This window comes from Lysinibacillus sp. FSL M8-0216 (genome assembly GCF_038595555.1).
In the GTDB taxonomy this organism is placed as follows: domain Bacteria; phylum Bacillota; class Bacilli; order Bacillales_A; family Planococcaceae; genus Lysinibacillus; species Lysinibacillus fusiformis.
Genome location: NZ_CP152007.1, coordinates 3,237,817 through 3,256,062, shown reverse-complemented (window position 1 = coordinate 3,256,062; position 18,246 = coordinate 3,237,817). Strand labels below are relative to the sequence as shown.

Genomic DNA, 18,246 nt, shown 5'->3' with positions numbered 1-18,246 from the left:
ATGGGTTTTGATTTAGCATTAATTGGTCCTATCGCTGGACTGGTTATTTTATTCATTGTACTAGCGGTATTCTTTACCTTTGTACCAGTAGCACTATGGATTTCTGCACTGGCTGCAGGCGTCCGTGTTAGCATTTTCACATTAATTGGGATGCGTTTACGTCGTGTAATTCCGTCTCGAATCGTAAATCCGTTGATTAAAGCACATAAAGCAGGTTTACCTGTTACGATTAACCAGCTTGAAAGTCACTATTTAGCTGGTGGTAATGTAGACCGAGTTGTCAATGCATTAATTGCTGCTCACCGCGCGAATATTGAATTATCATTTGAGCGCTGTGCCGCGATTGATTTAGCTGGGCGAGATGTATTAGAGGCAGTTCAAATGTCTGTAAACCCAAAAGTTATTGAAACACCATTTATTTCAGGTGTAGCGATGAACGGGATTGAGGTAAAGGCTAAAGCCCGTATTACGGTACGTGCCAACATCGAGCGTTTAGTCGGTGGTGCTGGTGAAGAAACTGTTATTGCCCGTGTAGGGGAAGGGATTGTTTCTACAATTGGTTCGGCAACTAGCCATACAGAAGTATTAGAAAATCCGGATATGATTTCACAAACAGTTTTATCAAAAGGTTTGGATTCAGGAACAGCCTTTGAAATCTTATCCATTGATATTGCTGATGTAGATATCGGTAAAAACATTGGTGCAGAATTACAAATTGAACAAGCGCAAGCAGATAAAAACATTGCCCAAGCGAAGGCCGAAGAGCGTCGTGCAATGGCTGTAGCGAATGAGCAAGAAATGATTGCCCGTGTTCAAGAGATGAAAGCGAAAGTTGTAGAAGCTGAAGCAGAAGTACCTCAAGCGATGGCGGAAGCATTACGCTCAGGTAATCTTGGTATTATGGATTACATGAACTATCGTAACATTCAAGCTGATACGGCTATGCGTGATTCCATTTCAAAAGTAAGCAACGATAAACCTGAAACAAACGAACCAAATGTTTAATAACGGAAAGGAGCGGAACTAACATATGGAACAATTAATTATTTTTGCAATAATTGCCATAGTCAGCTCTATTTTCGGAAAATCAAAAAATAAGAAACCACAAAAACCGATGCCTCCTTTTAATAATAAGGATACACGTGTAGAGTCACCTGTTTTGGAAGAAACTCCGCAACGTCATCAAAAACCGCAAAGTTTTGAAGATTTTGCTCGAGAATTTATTGGGGATTGGATTCCAGAAAATGAAAAGGTTCAAGACACTAAAAAAAATGTTGAGGAACAAGTGAAGAAGGAAGTACCAAGCTATGTTGCGCCACCTGTCATTCCAGCTGATGTGCCACACCGCTCGTCTACTCGAGAGCGAAAAGGACGATTAGCAGCTGGGAAGGAAGAAGTGAAAGCAACTGGGACTCATTCTCCTTTTCAAGTTCCACAATCTAAAACGGCTCTCATGCAGGCTGTGGTAATGGCTGAAATATTAGGTCCTCCAAAAGCAAAAAGAAAATAACTAGCATGTCCTCCTTTTTCGATGCATATATTGCCGAAGAAGGAGGCATTTTTTTTATGAAAAAATTATTTCAATTAACGCCACTACTTGAATTGTCCGAATTTGAATCATTAAAAATCATTGGACCTTATCGTTTTATTCATGCAGATGCAACGACATGTTCGTTTGCTTATGCAGATTATCATATTACTGTTACTGCGGATCTGGTGAAGATTCATGCACTAAAAGAAGAAATGCTTCATCTTTCTGTTGAAAATTTACAAGAGATTCATATGAAAATGACAAAGAATATGGGTGTGAGCTAAAATGTGGAATAATCGGCCAATCATTATACGTATAAAGCGCCATGAAAATGTTCATCCTTTTATTCAAGCATTGCACGCACAACATGTTCCATTAAAGCGTGTTGTCTTTAGAGAACAAGAGGTTTCATTTGAAACAACGATGCATCATTTACCAAAAATTCGCCGTATACGAAGAGGCTTTCGTTTGAAAATGGCTGTTTTTTATGCGGATGAGCTGCAAGTTTTCCGAGCTCAGGTTTGGACTTTGATTGGTTTGGCTTTAATGATTGCCATCCCAATAATTGGTGCGCAAGTGATTTGGAAAGTAGACATTGAAGCCGCGACACCTGAATTGGAGCAGCGCTTAGGTAAAACCTTTCATGATACATTTCAAATAGAAACACCACTTTCTAAAAAAAATTTACCTTCTAATACTGTTATACGGCAAAAGCTACTAGAACAGCATCGAGAACTTTCTTGGGTGCATATTGAAAAAAATGGGGGACGCGTGGTACTAAGACCACAGGAGTCACCTAAACAAACGAAGCAGACAAATGAAAAATTGGCATCGCAACTAGTAGCAACGAAAAGCGGTATTATTACTCACTTTGATATCCAAAATGGGGAGCGGAAAATTTCAGTAAATGATACAGCCTATGAGGGGGATGTTCTTGTTAGTGGTGTGATTGAAAGTGGAACAAATCATGTCTTTGTTGGCGCAAAGGGCGAGGTTTATGCAGACTATTGGCTAGAATGTACTTTTAAAATTCCTACAAAAATTACAATGGAAACCTTGCAACAAAAGCAATGGCGAGTATTGGTGAAAGGTATTCATCAAGAAAAAGTTGATTATGTGCAAAAAAAGGATTTACCGAATTGGCTAGACCCTTATGTGTCAATTGTGGAGGAACAGCAAACGAAAACGATGCAGGTGGAGCTTGATGAATCGAAAATTGAGACTTTACTCATCCCACTCCTGCATGAAAAAGTAATACGTTCGTTACCTGCTAAATCCATCATCAAAAAAGAAAACCTTTTACAGGCAAAGTGGGGTAATGGTACAGTTGAAGGGAAAGTTCTATTTTTAGTCAATGAAAACATTGCAAGTCCAATACATGGCCTACAAGGAGAATGATTATGTCAGAACAGTTAACTGTATTACAAGTGGATAATCCAAACGAAGCGGTTATGCTACTCGGAATTTCCGATGCAAATATGAAGCTGGTTGAGGAAGCACTTAATGTTCATATCATTACCCGTGGTGAACAAATTCAACTTGCGGGTGAAGAAAGTGCTAAGGAACAGGCAACATATCTGCTGCATGCATTATTGAAGGTCATTCGCAAAGGTATTAATATTGATCAACGTGATGTATCTACAGCTATTGAAATGACTCAAAAAGGTACCATTGAATATTTCGCAGAACTTTATGATGAAGAAATAGCACGCACGACAAAAGGTAAACCAATTCGTGCAAAAACAATTGGTCAACGAGAATACATACAAGCAATCCGTCATAAAGACGTTGTTTTTGGTATAGGTCCAGCCGGTACTGGGAAAACGTATTTAGCGGTAGTCATGGCAACGCAGGCACTTAAAAATGGGCATGTCAAGCGCATTATTTTAACTCGTCCCGCTGTTGAAGCAGGAGAGTCTCTAGGCTTCCTTCCTGGTGATTTAAAGGAAAAGGTAGATCCTTATTTAAGACCTCTCTATGACGCCTTAAACGACATCTACGGGTCTGAACAGACCCAACGATTGATTGAACGAGGAACGATTGAAATTGCTCCATTGGCTTATATGCGTGGCCGTACATTAGATGATGCTTTCGTTATTTTAGATGAAGCACAAAATACAACTCATCAACAAATGAAAATGTTTTTAACACGATTAGGCTTCGGGTCGAAAATGGTAATTACAGGTGATAAAACACAAATCGATTTGCCTAAAAATACGGAGTCTGGCTTAATCGTAGCAGAACGTACATTAAAATATGTAAAATCAATCCATTTCCAAGTGCTAGAACAGGGGGATGTTGTCCGTCACCCAATAGTAGCCAAAATCATCCAAGCCTACGAAGAACAGCAACTTTAGAATGGCAAAGCCTTTCTAAAGTCTGCCCCGAAAGCGAAGCGACAGGGGCAACAGGGTTAAACAAGTCTGCCCTGAAAATGTGAATGATTAAAATATGGAAAAAAATGTGACAGCTATACGAATTTGTATAGTTGTTTTTTGCTTTCTTATACATTTTTCGAGAAAAATGTATGTTGAATTGGTATGATAGAAGGTAGATAGAGGAGGTGCCAGATGGAGAAACAACTTCGAAAATTTACAGAGCTTATCGGTTTTCGCTATTTTATTATCATCATTCTCATTTTAACAGGATGCCTACAATTTGGATTGATGTATGGCAATGTTAAAGGAGTTACATATGATTTCAAACCTTTACAGTTAGCCCCTGAAACCGTACGATCTACTAAAACAATAGAAGATACCTACAAGACACAGCAAGAGCGGGAAAAAGCCGCAACTGCAGTAGGCCCGGTCTATCAATTTTCGGAGGATGTCGCCAAGCAAAGAGCAGCGATTGTCACATCGTTATTTGATTATGTACTTGAGGTAAAAAAGGATGTGGCAAATAGTAAGGAACCTATTGCAATTGCCGATCAAGTAGGGCAGCTTCGCAAAAAATTTGAATCGCTCGATGAAGATCAAATGCCACTCATCTTCACGGATTCACAGCTAGAAGGACTTTTAGTGCAGAGCGATGAGGATTTAAATAGAACAAGTATCCAATTATCCAAAACCGTAGAGGAATACTTACAAAAATCCATTCGACCTGAAAATGTCTTTGTTGCTCAAAATGACTTTGAGACGAAAATTCGAGGACAAAGAGGGTATCCAGATAAAATATTCAATACGGTTGTTTTAATTGGCCGTACAAGCATCATTGAAAATGAAACCGTTAACGAAGAGCAAACGAAAATAAGAAAAGAACAAGCGAAGGAAAGTGTAGAGCCTACAAGAATTTTACAAGGTCAAATTATTGTGCAGGAAGGCCAGATTATTGATAAAGAGGCATTTCGACAATTAGAGCTTTTAGGGATGATTAGTAATCAAGCTTCCTTAAAACCAATTGCAGGACTCATAATTTTAACACTGCTCCAAATGGTGTTTATGTATATTTTATTCGAGCGTTGGGAGGCTAACGAACGAAAAAAACGAAATGCATTATTGGTAACAGTGATTGTTTATAGTTTGTCCATCTTGCTAATGAAATTTATTAGCTTAGTTTCTGGCGGATTTGATGTGACCATTGCCTTCCTTTTCCCAACAGCATTGGCTACGATGCTTGTCCGTCTATTGGCAGATGATAAAGCAGCAGTGCTTGTTACAGTTATGACTGCTGCTTCGGCTGGCGTTATTTTTCAAGAAGGCTATTCATCCGTTATGCAAATGGAAATTACGCTTTATATCATTTTCGGAGGGTTTGCAAGTTTATTCTTTTTGCGTAGTGTTGAGAAGCGGTCCCATATTTTACAGGCAGTTGCGGTTATTTCTCTTGTAAATATGGCTTTTATCGCCTTCTATTTATTAATGACACAATCATCCTATGGTTTACCAGAATTAGTGTTTTACTTTGTAGCGGCTATGTTATCTGCATTGCTTTCTGGTGCGTTGACAATGGGTCTTTTACCATTCTTTGAGTCAGCATTTAGTTTATTATCGTCATTACGTTTAATTGAGCTATCCAATCCAAATCATCCATTATTAAAAAAATTACTAATGGAAGCACCAGGAACATATCATCATAGTGTGATGGTCGCAAACTTAGCTGAAGCTGCCTGTGAAGAAATAGGAGCAGATGGGTTACTAGCTCGTGTAGGGTGCTACTATCATGATATCGGAAAAACAAAGAGACCAGCTTTCTTCATTGAAAATCAGATGTCAGGCATTAATCCGCACGATTCTTTGCCTCCTGAAACAAGTGCAGAAATTATCATTGCTCATACAACTGACGGTGCAGACATGTTAAGACGCTATAAAATGCCTCAGGAAATTATTGATATTGCGTTGCAGCATCATGGGACAAGTTTGTTAAAATTTTTCTTGTTTAAAGCGAAAGAGCAAGGGAAATCCTTTGATGAGGCTACGTTTAGATATCCTGGCCCAAAACCGCAAACGAAGGAAGCAGCGGTTATAAGTGTGGCAGATAGTGTAGAGGCAGCAGTACGTTCAATGAAAGAGCCGAATGCTGAGAAAATTCATAAGCTAGTACGAGCTATTATTGACGATCGAGTACAAGATAACCAGTTTGATGAATGCGATATTTCAATAAAAGAGTTAAAATGTATAGAGAGAGTACTTTGCGAAACGTTGAACGGGATTTTCCATTCACGTATTGAATATCCAAAGGCAGATAAGTAGGAGGATCTATGATTTTAACAATTGATTTTACAGATGAAACAAATGAAGTGGCGGCACAACATATAGAGCTTGTAGAAAAGCTTTTGCAACATGCAGCGAGTGTAGAAAACATCGAGCCAGAAACAGAGGTTTCTGTGACGTTTGTCACAAATGACACGATTCAAGATATAAATCGCGAGTATCGCGGGAAAGATCAACCAACCGATGTCATTTCCTTTGCATTGGAGGAACTAGGTGAAGGTGAAATGACTGTAACTTTTGAAGGAATGCCCCGTATACTAGGCGATATTATTATTTCGACAGATCGTGCAAAAGAGCAAGCTGAGGAATACAATCACTCCTTTGAAAGAGAATTGGGTTTTTTAGCTGTCCATGGCTTTTTACATTTACTCGGTTATGACCATATGGAGCCTGAAGAGGAAAAAGTGATGTTTACAAAACAAGATGAAATATTACAAACTTTTGGTTTAGGACGAGATTAAATGGATTTGCGTAAATACTTGCGATCATTTGGCTATGCGTTTGAAGGCATTATAACTGCAAGTAAAGAACAAAATTTAAGATCACATATTGTGAGTGCAGTCATTGTCATACTGGCTGGTTATTTTACAGGTTTGTCTCGAACGGAATGGTATATTGTGCTACTATTAATAGCACTTATGTTTGCATTGGAAATGATTAATACAGCTATTGAAAGAGTAGTGGATTTGGCATCGCCGAACCTTCACCCACTCGCCAAGCAGGCAAAAGATATCGCAGCAGGTGCTGTGCTTGTATTTGCGCTATTCAGTGCTATAATCGGATTACTTATCTTCTTACCAAAATGGTTGTAATCGAAGTGAGTATCTGATATGAAAAATTAACTGTATTATACTAACGTGAGGGAGAAATATGATAGATGACAATTGATATGCATGCATTACTAGAGGAATCTAAAAAAGCGCGTGAAAAAGCATATGTTCCATACTCAAAATTTAAAGTAGGAGCAGCTCTTTTAACGAAGGCCGGAGAAGTTATTCACGGTTGTAATATTGAAAATGCAGGCTATAGTATGACGAATTGTGCTGAGCGTACAGCATTTTTTAAGGCTGTGTCAGAAGGTACTTATGAATTCGAGGCTATTGCTATTGTTGCAGATACAGAAGGCCCATGCGCACCATGTGGAGCATGTCGTCAGGTGATGATGGAATTTTGCGCACCGACGATGCCTGTTTATTTAACGAATTTAAAAGGTGATGTTACGGTAACGTCAGTGGGCGAATTATTACCGTTTGCATTTACAACGGAGGATTTAGAGAATGCTGGAAACTAGAAGTGGCTATAAGTCAGGCTTTATCTCTATTATTGGTCGTCCCAATGTTGGTAAATCGACATTTTTGAATCGTGTCATTGGCCAAAAAATTGCGATCATGAGTGATAAACCACAAACAACACGAAATAAAGTACAAGGTGTACTGACATCAACAGATAGCCAAATGATTTTTATTGATACACCAGGTATCCATAAGCCAAAACATAAACTTGGTGATTTTATGTTAAAAGTTGCCAAAAATACATTGCGTGAAGTGGACGTGATTTTATTCATGGTGAATGCTGAGCAGAAGCTTGGCAAAGGCGATGAATTTATACTAGAAATGTTGGCGGGAAATTCGACGCCAGTATTCCTTGTTATTAATAAAATCGATCAGATTCATCCAGATGAATTACTTGGAATTATCGAAAGCTATAAGGAACGCTATGAATTTGCTGAAATTATTCCTATCTCAGCGTTACAAGGCAATAACGTAGAAAACTTATTGGACACGTTGTCGAAATATTTACCAGATGGGCCACAATATTACCCAGCTGACCAAGTAACGGATCATCCAGAGCGTTTCATCATTTCTGAGCTTATTCGTGAAAAAGTATTACATTTAACGCGCGAAGAAATTCCACATTCCATTGCGGTTGTTATTGATAAAATCCGTCGAGATGAGGAAAACAATGATAAAATTCATGTCTCAGCCACTATAATGGTTGAACGTGATTCTCAAAAAGGTATTGTCATTGGTAAACGTGGTGCCCTATTAAAAGAAGTAGGGACACGTGCACGAAAGGATATCGAAATGCTATTAGGTTCTAAAGTCTATTTAGAACTATGGGTAAAAGTCCAAAAAGATTGGCGTAATAAATCAACACATTTACGTGATTTCGGCTTCCGTGACGATGAGTATTAAGATGCTTTGCTGACTAGGGTAACACCGTCAAAAAACTAAGGTCTACAGCATTGGCGGTGTGAATGCCCTCGGTCATATAGATTTTACTTTGAGCTGTCCAAAATATTTTGGAGAGCTCTATTTTCATGGACAGTTTATAGGAAAGGAGGGGGACTATGCTTCATAAATGGGAAGGAATTGTTTTAAAAGTACGCGCTTATGGTGAATCTAATAAAATTGTTACGTTGCTTACGCGGGAGGCAGGGAAGGTAGCAACCATGGCAAGAGGTGCGAAAAAGCCTTCTAGTAGATTAGCGTCGGTCACACAGCCTTTTACATATGGCATGTTTATGGTACAACACCATACTGGTATGGGGACATTGCAACAAGGGGAGCATTTGAATTCAATGCGCCATATTCGTGAGGATATCATAGCTACTGCCTATGCTAGCTATATTATGGAACTTGTGGAGCGGGTCGTAGAAGAGGGAAAACCAGAGCCTTTCGCCTTTGATGTCCTGCTGCAAGCGCTCCAAGCGATAGAGGATGGCTATGATCCTGAATCCATCACACTCTTTGCTGAATGGAAGATGCTACCCTATACAGGAGTCCAGCCTATATTACACGCCTGTGCCGCATGTGGGGCTGTAGATGGGGAATTTGCTTTTTCCTTTGTACAAGGTGGTTTTTTATGCCATCGTTGTTATCAGCATGATCCCTATATTATTCGCCTAACGCCGACACAACTTAAGCTTATTCGTATGTTCTATACAGTTCCCATCGATCAAATCGGGAAAATTGAATTAAAAAAGGAAACGAAATATTTTATAAAAAAAATTATAACAACAATCTATGAAGAACAAACCGGAATTCGTTTTAAGACGAGAAAGTTCATCGAGCAGTTAGAGAGAACCCCTGAATTACAAATACGCACTGTGAACGAAGAAAAGCCAGAAGAACCTTAACTGAACTGCCCCGTAAAAGTTAGACATCAATCTAACTTTTACGGGGGTTTTTTTATGGCAAAAGTAAGTGTTGAACAACGTATTCAATCAGTTCAACGATATTTAAATGGAAATGAAACTTTGATCGAAATTGCGAATGATATCGGTGTTACAGCTCAGATTGTCAGTGAATGGGTTCGCCGTTATCAAAAAAATGGCGTAGAGACTTTCTTAACGTCCTATACAAACTATTCAGCTGACTATAAAATGAATGTACTTAATTATATGAACGAGACAGGTACATCTTCGAGAGACACTGCTGCACTATTCAATATTTCATCTCCTGGCATGATTCGGAAATGGAAGTTGAAGTTTGAAGTTGGTGGTTATGATGCTCTTGTTTCTAAGAAAAAGGGGCATCCATCTATGAAAAAAGAGACAAAAAGAACAACGAAATCAACACCAGCTGAAGGATCTGTTGAGGCGTTAGAAGCACGAATTAAACAATTAGAAATGGAGAATGCGTACTTAAAAAAGTTGAATACTTTAGTTCAAATGCAAGAAAAATTACCAATCAAATCAAAGCGTAAGTAATTTATGAACTAAAGGAAATCTATGAAGTAGTGGAATTAATCAAAGTCGCTGATATTCCACGTAGTACGTATTGTTACTGGAAAAAGCGTTTGAATCGTCATGATAAATACGCTGATGTGAAAATCGCAATTCAGTCCATTTATCATGAACATAAGGGACGTTATGGTTGTCGTCGGATCACCAAAGAACTAAAAAAAATCGGTATTCATCACGATCCAAAAACGATTAACTGCTTGATGAATGCCATTGGCATAAAGTGTGAAGTCCGCATGAAGAAATATCGTTCGTATAAAGGTAACGTCGGAAAAATTGTCCCAAACATATTACAACGAGATTTTACAGCGGAAAAAATGAACGAGAAATGGGTAACAGACGTGACAGAGTTCCATCTATTTGGTGAGAAACGCTATTTATCACCCGTCCTTGATCTATGTAATGGCGAAATCATTGCATACACGGTAATGAAGCGTCCAGTGTATAAACTAGTCCATAATATGTTAGAACAAGCATTGGAGCGCCTCGAATCAAGTGATCAAGTTATTCTTCATTAAGATCAAGGTTGGCATTATCAAATGAAAAAGTATCAACAAACATTAAAGCAACATGGTATTACGCAGAGTATGTACCGTAAGGGTAATTGTTTGGACAACGCAGTCATCGAAAATTTCTTTGGCTTATTAAAATCTGAACTCCTGTATCTACAAGAATTTGAATCCATGGCACATTTTAAACAGGAACTCAAAGACTATATTCACTATTACAATCACAAACGAATGAAAGAAAAATTAAAAGACCTAAGCCCGGTGGAGTACCGAACTCAGGTCTTAGCAGCTGCTTAACTAAATATGTCTAACTTTTTTGGGTCAGATCATAACATTCCTCTGGCTTTTTTTATGATCTAATTCCCATTTATATTTTTACATGTACTAAAATTTTTAGGAAGTCCTCTGAATCATCTGAAAATCCAGTTATCACTAATTTTCCTGCCCCTTCAGCTAAGGGATGAATTATGATAGCCTCTGACATATCCTCATTTTCATCCCATGTGAGTAGGTTCAGTATTACCATAAATGGCCATCATATAATCCTGCTAAATTGACTAGCAATAACAAAATGTTACTGTGCTGATGCTATTGCTAGTTAGAATAAACGCTGAGACCTCAACCATATACCCCAAATAATAGTATGTAAAATTTTCTAGCATGAATGATATGGACTTTGTGAAAGGGATAGCTAAAATACCTAATTTATATAGAAATTTTATTAAGGATAATAGAGGGAACTATAACCTTTGTATGATGTAATTGGTAATGTGACCTCAAAGTCTTGAACCTGGTGTTCCTATTAAATTGTGTTGTAAATGAATAAAATTTCAATTTTTACAAAATAAAATTTTTACATGAATTTAGTTTTTTATATTAAATATTAAATTTATAAATTTTATTTATGAGTCTATATAACTTAATTTTTCGTTTTATTGTTTTTCTAAGAATGTGTTATTGTGAGAATAGTCTTGTGTTTTTATGTAGTTTTCAATGTATAAATAGTAGAAACTAATCACTCGAGTCCCATATACTAGTTGAAAAGGTATTTTAACCTATGATATTGTAAGTGATATAGATATTCTTATTTATATTTTTTTAATATAATTTAGTCGTTTAATCCCCTGTCGAAATAAATGTACTTAATATAGATCTGACATGCCTATGAAATAGAAAACAAGCCTCTATCAGCAAAGCGTATTTTTATACGTTTATCAGAATAACGCAGTCCTATGGAAGAAGGAGGGAGTCACATAGTGCTTAGTACATAGCGTATGTGGCAAAAATATGCTACGAAAAGTAACCTTAAGTATTCGTGAAGTTGAAGCGGATGATATTTTAGCGGAAGATATCTTTTCAGATTATCGTTTATTAGCTAAGAAGGATTTAGTTTTAACGGAGCGAATTATTGCTTTACTTAAACTTCGAAAAGTAGATGAATTATCTGTCTATCTACCATCGGATTCAGTTCGAATTGTCCATGATTTAAGTGCTCAGCGAACGAGAGAATACGAGGATTTATTTTCACCACTAATGGAGGAAAAAGATCCAATCGATGACTATAAAGAAACCGTCCATCAACTTTTTATGACAACTCTAGAGAATGTTGTCCATGAATTGCGTTATGGTCAAATTTTAAAAAGCATACAAGATACCGCTTATGTTCGCGGTGTTTTTGAAAAAATTTTAGAAGAAAAACATCGCTATGAGTTACTTATGCGTTTAAAGGAATGGGATGAGTATTCTTTTGTCCATTCATTTGATGTATTTGTATTAGGAACCATTTTTGCTAGATATTTGGGGTTAACAGATATCGAAACATTAGCAAGAGGTTATTTGTTCCATGATATTGGGAAGGTCTTTATCCCCCAAGAAATTTTAAATTTAAAGCGTAAGCTCTCAGAAGATGAGTTTGAAATTGTTAAAACACACACAACAAAGGGCTATGAGCTGCTTATCGAAAATGAAGAGGAAGATATCGCCTATTTAGCGCGAGATCATCATGAGCGCTTTGCTGGGAAAGGTTATCCTAATCAGCTTTGTGCGGATGATATGAGTGAAGGAGTACAGTTGCTACAAATTATTGATGTGTATTCTGCGATGACGTCTAAGCGAGTTTATCACGATGGTTATGGAGCAACGGATGCGTTAGCTGTTTTATACAAGGACCGGCATTTATATAACGAAAAATTCATGCATAAATTTGTAGAATGTTTAGGCATCTATCCCGTTAACTCTGTTGTGATGCTATCTGATAATCGTAGTGCACAAGTAGAGCTTGTTTACGATTTATTTCCTACATTGCCCAAGGTGAAATTACTAGATGAGCAAACATCAATGAACCTACCCTTGAACTATAGTGTTAAAATAGCCAAAATGATTGATTATCGTGCAAATAGCTTTGAAGAGATTTTTAACCTATTCGTGGAGCAATTAATCAGATGTGATGAAAATAATCTAAGAATGCATTTTAGTAAATTAATAGATCATTTACACCCGAAAGAAATTGTCCTAAGAATATTTTTACCAGCTTTTCGCATATTACGTCTGTTAACGAGAGAAATACAAACGGATATGACGAAATATAGAAATTCTATTACTATTTTAAAGAAATTATTAGAAGAACAATTAAACGTTCTGTATATGGATTATCAGCATGAAAAAACGACCATTCTAGTTGTGGAAACAACCCTTCGTGAAAACTTCTTCATTAAGCTTGTGCAAAGCATTCTGTATATTGATAAAATTGTGCCTTTCTTCATTAATCCAGGTGATGATCAACGTATTACTCAGCTAATGGGGCATTGTGATGTCAATGTCGCTTATTTTATTGAAGATGAACAAACCGTTGAAAAGCGAGTTCGTCCAATGCGAGAAGGGGCCTTTCTCTATTATTCATTAGCCGATATAGAGGAATTACTTGTTAGCTTAATAGGTATGAGTGTGAAAAAGTTTTCATTTGAGGAAAAAATGCAAGAGCGTTTATTTTCAACTTACAAAGCATAAGAAGAGGGAGTTGCCAGTAATGGCGACCCCCCTCTTTATTTTAACTATTAAAATTGAAGATGTTTTTCAATATAGGCTTTAACTTCTGAAATTGGCATACGAACTTGTGTCATAGAATCGCGGTGACGTACTGTCACTTGGCCATCTTCTTTTGAGTCAAAATCGTATGTGATACAGAATGGTGTACCGATTTCATCTTGGCGACGGTAACGTTTACCGATTGATTGTGATTCATCAAAATCAACAGGGAACGCTTTGCGAAGTTCAGCCCAAACGTCTGTAGCTTCATCAGATAATTTTTTAGAAAGAGGTAGAACAGCGGCTTTAAATGGTGCAATTGCTGGGTGGAAACGTAAAACAGTACGTTTATCGTCACCTTCCAACTCCTCTTCATCATAGGCATCGCATAGGAATGCTAATGTCACACGGTCAGCCCCTAAAGATGGTTCGATACAATAAGGAATATAACGTTCATTTGAAACAGGATCAATATAAGTGAAATCTTCACCTGAATGCTCCATATGTTGTTTCAAATCATAATCTGTACGGTCAGCGATACCCCAAAGCTCTCCCCAGCCAAATGGGAATTTAAATTCGATATCCGTTGTCGCGTTAGAGTAGTGAGACAGCTCATCATCCTCGTGATCGCGAAGACGCATAGAATCTTCTTTCATGCCTAGGTTTAATAACCAATTTTTACAGAATTCTTTCCAATAAGAGTGCCATTCAAGATCCTCGCCTGGCTTACAGAAGAATTCAAGTTCCATTTGTTCGAATTCACGTGTACGGAAAGTAAAGTTACCTGGTGTAATTTCGTTTCGGAAAGATTTACCAACTTGTGCAATACCAAATGGAGTACGTTTACGCATAGAGCGTTGAACATTTTTAAAGTTTACGAAAATACCTTGTGCTGTTTCTGGACGTAAGAAAATCTCGTTTGTAGAAGACTCTGTTACACCTTGGAATGTTTTAAACATTAGGTTGAATTGGCGAATATCTGTGAAATCATCTTTTCCACAATCAGGGCAAACTACATCGTATTTAATCATTGTTTCTTTCATTTGATCAAATGTCATACCATCAACAATGATTTCATCACCTTTTGCTAACGCTGCGTCTTCAATGATTTTATCAGCGCGATGGCGAGCCTTACATGATTTACAGTCGATCATTGGATCATTAAAGTTCCCAACGTGACCAGAAGCCACCCAAGCTTTTGGGTTCATTAAGATGGCAGCATCGATACCAACATTGTGCTCTGATTCCTGAACGAATTTTTGCCACCAAGCTTTTTTAATATTGTTTTTTAATTCAACACCAAGTGGACCGTAATCCCAAGTGTTTGCTAGACCACCGTAGATTTCTGAGCCTGGGAAGACAAAACCTCGGTGTTTTGCTAATGATACAATTGTTTCCATTGATTTGTTAGCCATAAAATAGCCTCCTTCAAAATTTTTCACCTTTTTAGCGGTAAAACGCTAAAGCTTTTCATTCAGTGTTGACTAAATGAAAATAGCACCCGTCTCCGGGCACAATGTATGCCCAGGGACGAGTGCTAATACCCGCGGTTCCACCCTGATTGTTTTAAACAAAACGTTTAAAACCTCTTTTCAAAAAGTTAGCTCAAGGAGTGCCTTTTCTCTGTTGCTATGTAGACTTTCACCATCTTCTACTCGCTCTTGAATGGAACAGATACTTTTTTCCCATCATCGCCTGTATAACGCAATTTGCTCGAAAATATAAATAGAGCCAGCGTATGTGTCAACATTGTAGCACGTAATTCATTGATTCGCAATCATTATTAAACTGTATAGAGAACATATGATGTTCAGAAGGCCATAAACCAGTTTTGACTGTCAACAGCCTCGTCACACGAGGGGACTGTGAATTTTAGCTAAATATTGTTTGGGGCTTTTTCTAGTCCTCCCAAAAAGCTGTCCCATACGGTCAATAATGACTGAAGGACAGCTTTTTAGATAAGCGGACATTTATTTTTTTAATGAAATCTCAAATTTGGCGTCTACTTCTCCTGCAAATACAACTCTACCGTTTTCTGGTAATAAGACTTCGTTTATACCACTAACGACAGTATAGTTCACGCAATTACCTGCTTGGTCGTATACAGCAAAGGAGCCATTGGACGGCATTTTAACTGTCATGATTTTTTCTTTTGCATTTGTTGGTACTAAAAACCATTTAGCATGGCCGTCCGCTTGGATCGTTGTCACAGATTGTTTGCCGGGGTAGAGCGGTTTTACAAGCTCCTCGTGACCGTATAAACCTCCTGCTACTGTAAAATATTCCACTCCATTTTTCTTGAAAAATTCAATTTCCATAGTATCTCGACCAGCCATGCCAGGGATTTGTTGCTGGTTAACTGCTTGGTTTGCTCCAATAATTTTATTAGTTAACAAATAGCCTGGAACATCTTTAATCGTATCAATTGTTACAGTTGGTGCAGAATTAGTGTAGAGCATCGATGAATATTTTTCATTCATCAAATAATATTTTTCCCCTTCACGTTTCTCCCATACGGAAGCTATGTCTTTCGTTAAGATATTGGCTTCTAGCTTTTCAGCTTTATACTCTGAGACAGCTGTTTGGGGAAGACCCGGTACATTAAAATACAAGCTGGACCATAAATAGGTGTGTCCATTTTTCTCCTCTATGAACTTTATCTTTTCTGTCCCTTCCTTGTTCACAAATGAACCATCTGCTGTATATGAATACGTTTGGATAGGGTTATTAGGGACCGTAAGCATAGATACAGACAATTCACCATGAGAATTAATTTCTACCTTCATTAACGCACTTGAAATACCACCATAAATACCTGCATGCTGCGATAACTCCTGTGGCATTTTAGCCTTTATAGGCACGCCATGGGACTTTTTCGGCTTCTGTTCATGAATAATCCCTTTTTCCTGAAGTGCACTAAGCAGAATTTCATTAGCTAACAGTTGATCTAATAAGCTTTGACCTCCTGAGGAGACAACAGCCGCAGCCATGTTGTATTCCGGAAGTACAACTAATGAAGAATGATAAGATAATGTATCTCCACCTTTCGTAAGTGCCTTGATGCCATATTCACTGAATGGGAACAAGCGTACACTATCCCAGCCTAGCCCGTAAGCGACGAAAGATGGATCAGCTTCCTCAGGCCACATGCCTCTTTTATACTCATCTTGTGCCATGGCTTCTACTGATTCACGAGTAAGAATATCACTCACCTGTCCTGTGAATATTTGTGAGAATTTAACGAGATCTTCAGCTGTGGAATATATGCCGCCTGTAGCAATAATGTTAGTATTTTCTGCAGGTAGTTGTCCGTTAAAGGCAGGGGAGTAGATCCCCGCTAGTTTTGAAGAATCCACTAGATTCTTCGGTGTTTTCGTATGGCTCATTTCTAGAGGCTCTGTCAAATACTTGCTGATAAATGCGGTGAAGCTCATACCACTTACTCGTTCTATTAGAATTTCAGCTAACGTAAAACCATCGTTACAGTAAACCGAAAATGCTCCCGGATCAGCCTTTAAGTTTTGAGTGGCTAAATGCTCTAGCAAAGAATCATATGCATATGAATCGTTATCGTCATATAAAAAGGTATTTAGCGACGAAGTTCCTAGCAGGCCAGAGGAATGATTCAGGAGCATACGAGGTGTAATTTGTTTGTAACGGTCGTCTTTCATCTTAAAATCAGGTATATAGTTCACTACGGGCAAATCCAACTCTACCTTACCTTCGTCGACAAGCTTCATAACAGCCGCTGTGAGCATCATTTTGCTCGTAGAACCTATACCGTACATTGTATTAGCAGTAAGCGGTCTATTGCCATTTAAATCGTTTTTGCCAGCATGCCCTGAAATGACAATTTCTCCATCATCGATGAGTGCGTATTGCAAACTTGTAGCGCCGTACGTTTCAGTTAGGAGCTTAGCTTTTTCTATGCCTACTTCTTTGGTCGCCTCAAATGTAAGACTACCACTGTTATTGACGGCAGTTGTGGCCATTGTAGACGTGGGGGCTAGTATAGTTAGCATGAGGATTACAAGGATTGATGTTTTAGTGCCCATCCTCATTTTCATTGCCTTTCTCATTATCATTTAAATCTTCTCCTTTCATTAGCTGTTAATGGGACCTCTTAACGGGTCCTAAGGAAAGCTTATACAACGGAGATGTACTGCCAGTGACGATAGTATGAACAGAGTATGAACAAGTGAAAAAATGTTACAGTCGACAATGTGAATTTCGGAAGAGGTGCTTTTATATCAGCTTAGATGCAAAGTGGAGGAGGTTTTTTCAATACATTTAATTTATTCGTTTAAAATACGACCTGTTTTTACGATACCTTTTTATTTTGTATGATGTTACTCCAATGAAGCAATGATAGTCATTTGAACTATTATGGAGAACCAAAAAATACTACTTCTCCTCAGCAAGAATCCTTGCATGAGAGCCGTAGTATAAAGAATATTGGCTTGGACAATTTGAAGTGTTCAACAACCGGCCGTAAAGGCTTTTGATAATTGATTTTAGAACTTCCAGAGGAATACGAATAGTGTTAATAGCATGATTGATGATGCTCGTTTATAAGCGATTCAACAAGTCGTGTAGCCTTCATGACAAAAATACAAATTAAAGAAATTACCCTTAATCTAAAATCCTCTACACATATCCGCCATAACTTAATACAGATTACTGCTATTATATGCAGTATGTTGTATAATTGAAATACTGCTTTAA

At 37.9% G+C, this 18,246-nt stretch carries 15 protein-coding genes and 1 pseudogene; 13 read left to right on the top strand and 3 right to left on the bottom strand.

Features of this window, described 5'->3' with window-relative positions:
- The 12 genes and pseudogenes from floA to MKX57_RS15920 all read left to right on the top strand — a co-directional run bounded on the left by floA (nt 1) and on the right by MKX57_RS15920 (nt 10,794).
- A complete protein-coding gene (gene floA / locus MKX57_RS15975) occupies nt 1–1,005 on the top strand; it encodes a flotillin-like protein FloA (RefSeq protein ID WP_008179446.1) in 1,005 nt (334 codons plus the stop codon).
- 25 nt (nt 1,006–1,030) lie between these two features.
- Complete coding sequence (locus MKX57_RS15970) at nt 1,031–1,510, top strand: hypothetical protein (protein ID WP_089986149.1); 480 nt, start codon at nt 1,031–1,033, stop codon at nt 1,508–1,510.
- A gap of 56 nt (nt 1,511–1,566) precedes the next feature.
- Nucleotides 1,567–1,815, top strand: coding sequence for a hypothetical protein (locus tag MKX57_RS15965; protein WP_043990604.1), 249 nt, complete (start codon nt 1,567–1,569; stop codon nt 1,813–1,815).
- A gap of 1 nt (nt 1,816) precedes the next feature.
- The gene (locus MKX57_RS15960) at nt 1,817–2,929 is read left to right on the top strand and encodes a sporulation protein YqfD (protein WP_008179441.1); all 1,113 of its coding nucleotides are present in this window, start codon (nt 1,817–1,819) and stop codon (nt 2,927–2,929) included.
- Between the two features lie 2 nt (nt 2,930–2,931).
- Entirely contained in the window at nt 2,932–3,888 is a 957-nt protein-coding gene (locus MKX57_RS15955; RefSeq protein ID WP_008179439.1) for a PhoH family protein, read from the top strand.
- 213 nt (nt 3,889–4,101) lie between these two features.
- The gene (locus MKX57_RS15950; RefSeq protein WP_008179437.1) at nt 4,102–6,222 is read left to right on the top strand and encodes an HD family phosphohydrolase; all 2,121 of its coding nucleotides are present in this window, start codon (nt 4,102–4,104) and stop codon (nt 6,220–6,222) included.
- An 8-nt stretch (nt 6,223–6,230) separates the two neighbouring features.
- On the top strand, nt 6,231–6,704 hold the full coding sequence (ybeY, locus tag MKX57_RS15945) for an rRNA maturation RNase YbeY (protein WP_008179435.1): 474 nt from the start codon (nt 6,231–6,233) through the stop codon (nt 6,702–6,704).
- Nucleotides 6,705–7,055: a diacylglycerol kinase family protein gene (locus MKX57_RS15940; protein WP_008179433.1), complete on the top strand. Its 351-nt coding sequence runs from the start codon at nt 6,705–6,707 to the stop codon at nt 7,053–7,055.
- A gap of 65 nt (nt 7,056–7,120) precedes the next feature.
- Nucleotides 7,121–7,534 carry a cytidine deaminase gene (locus MKX57_RS15935; protein WP_008179431.1) on the top strand — a complete coding sequence of 138 codons (414 nt, stop codon included), beginning with the start codon at nt 7,121–7,123 and terminating at the stop codon, nt 7,532–7,534.
- Nucleotides 7,521–8,438 carry a GTPase Era gene (gene era, locus MKX57_RS15930; protein WP_342550409.1) on the top strand — a complete coding sequence of 306 codons (918 nt, stop codon included), beginning with the start codon at nt 7,521–7,523 and terminating at the stop codon, nt 8,436–8,438. The genes MKX57_RS15935 and era overlap by 14 nt, the downstream gene beginning before the upstream one ends.
- 155 nt (nt 8,439–8,593) lie before the next feature.
- Nucleotides 8,594–9,382 carry a DNA repair protein RecO gene (gene recO / locus MKX57_RS15925; protein WP_089986146.1) on the top strand — a complete coding sequence of 263 codons (789 nt, stop codon included), beginning with the start codon at nt 8,594–8,596 and terminating at the stop codon, nt 9,380–9,382.
- 54 nt (nt 9,383–9,436) lie between these two features.
- Nucleotides 9,437–10,794 (top strand): annotated as a pseudogene (locus MKX57_RS15920) (IS3 family transposase).
- Nucleotides 10,795–10,864: 70 nt separating this feature from the next.
- Here MKX57_RS15920 and MKX57_RS15915 read toward each other — a convergent pair.
- Nucleotides 10,865–11,023, bottom strand: coding sequence for a hypothetical protein (locus MKX57_RS15915; RefSeq protein WP_174804740.1), 159 nt, complete (start codon nt 11,021–11,023; stop codon nt 10,865–10,867).
- A 761-nt stretch (nt 11,024–11,784) separates the two neighbouring features.
- Here MKX57_RS15915 and MKX57_RS15910 point away from each other — a divergent pair.
- Entirely contained in the window at nt 11,785–13,503 is a 1,719-nt protein-coding gene (locus MKX57_RS15910) for an HD domain-containing phosphohydrolase (RefSeq protein ID WP_089986145.1), read from the top strand.
- A gap of 47 nt (nt 13,504–13,550) precedes the next feature.
- Here MKX57_RS15910 and MKX57_RS15905 read toward each other — a convergent pair whose 3' ends face one another.
- Both MKX57_RS15905 and MKX57_RS15900 read right to left on the bottom strand, forming a co-directional pair.
- On the bottom strand, nt 13,551–14,936 hold the full coding sequence (locus MKX57_RS15905; RefSeq protein ID WP_043990484.1) for a glycine--tRNA ligase: 1,386 nt from the start codon (nt 14,934–14,936) through the stop codon (nt 13,551–13,553).
- A gap of 555 nt (nt 14,937–15,491) precedes the next feature.
- Nucleotides 15,492–17,606, bottom strand: a complete 2,115-nt coding sequence (locus MKX57_RS15900) for a serine hydrolase domain-containing protein (protein WP_171365649.1) — start codon at nt 17,604–17,606, stop codon at nt 15,492–15,494.
- Nucleotides 17,607–18,246: the final 640 nt, after the last annotated feature.

Bases quoted from the DNA above. Each gene is read 5' to 3' on its own strand.
- floA (WP_008179446.1), top strand. From the start codon at position 1: ATGGGTTTTGATTTAGCATTAATTGGTCCTATCGCTGGACTGGTTATT.
- MKX57_RS15970 (WP_089986149.1), top strand. From the start codon at position 1,031: ATGGAACAATTAATTATTTTTGCAATAATTGCCATAGTCAGCTCTATT.
- MKX57_RS15965 (WP_043990604.1), top strand. From the start codon at position 1,567: ATGAAAAAATTATTTCAATTAACGCCACTACTTGAATTGTCCGAATTT.
- MKX57_RS15960 (WP_008179441.1), top strand. From the start codon at position 1,817: ATGTGGAATAATCGGCCAATCATTATACGTATAAAGCGCCATGAAAAT.
- MKX57_RS15955 (WP_008179439.1), top strand. From the start codon at position 2,932: ATGTCAGAACAGTTAACTGTATTACAAGTGGATAATCCAAACGAAGCG.
- MKX57_RS15950 (WP_008179437.1), top strand. From the start codon at position 4,102: ATGGAGAAACAACTTCGAAAATTTACAGAGCTTATCGGTTTTCGCTAT.
- ybeY (WP_008179435.1), top strand. From the start codon at position 6,231: ATGATTTTAACAATTGATTTTACAGATGAAACAAATGAAGTGGCGGCA.
- MKX57_RS15940 (WP_008179433.1), top strand. From the start codon at position 6,705: ATGGATTTGCGTAAATACTTGCGATCATTTGGCTATGCGTTTGAAGGC.
- MKX57_RS15935 (WP_008179431.1), top strand. From the start codon at position 7,121: ATGACAATTGATATGCATGCATTACTAGAGGAATCTAAAAAAGCGCGT.
- era (WP_342550409.1), top strand. From the start codon at position 7,521: ATGCTGGAAACTAGAAGTGGCTATAAGTCAGGCTTTATCTCTATTATT.
- recO (WP_089986146.1), top strand. From the start codon at position 8,594: ATGCTTCATAAATGGGAAGGAATTGTTTTAAAAGTACGCGCTTATGGT.
- MKX57_RS15915 (WP_174804740.1), bottom strand. From the start codon at position 11,023: ATGGTAATACTGAACCTACTCACATGGGATGAAAATGAGGATATGTCA.
- MKX57_RS15910 (WP_089986145.1), top strand. From the start codon at position 11,785: ATGCTACGAAAAGTAACCTTAAGTATTCGTGAAGTTGAAGCGGATGAT.
- MKX57_RS15905 (WP_043990484.1), bottom strand. From the start codon at position 14,936: ATGGCTAACAAATCAATGGAAACAATTGTATCATTAGCAAAACACCGA.
- MKX57_RS15900 (WP_171365649.1), bottom strand. From the start codon at position 17,606: ATGATAATGAGAAAGGCAATGAAAATGAGGATGGGCACTAAAACATCA.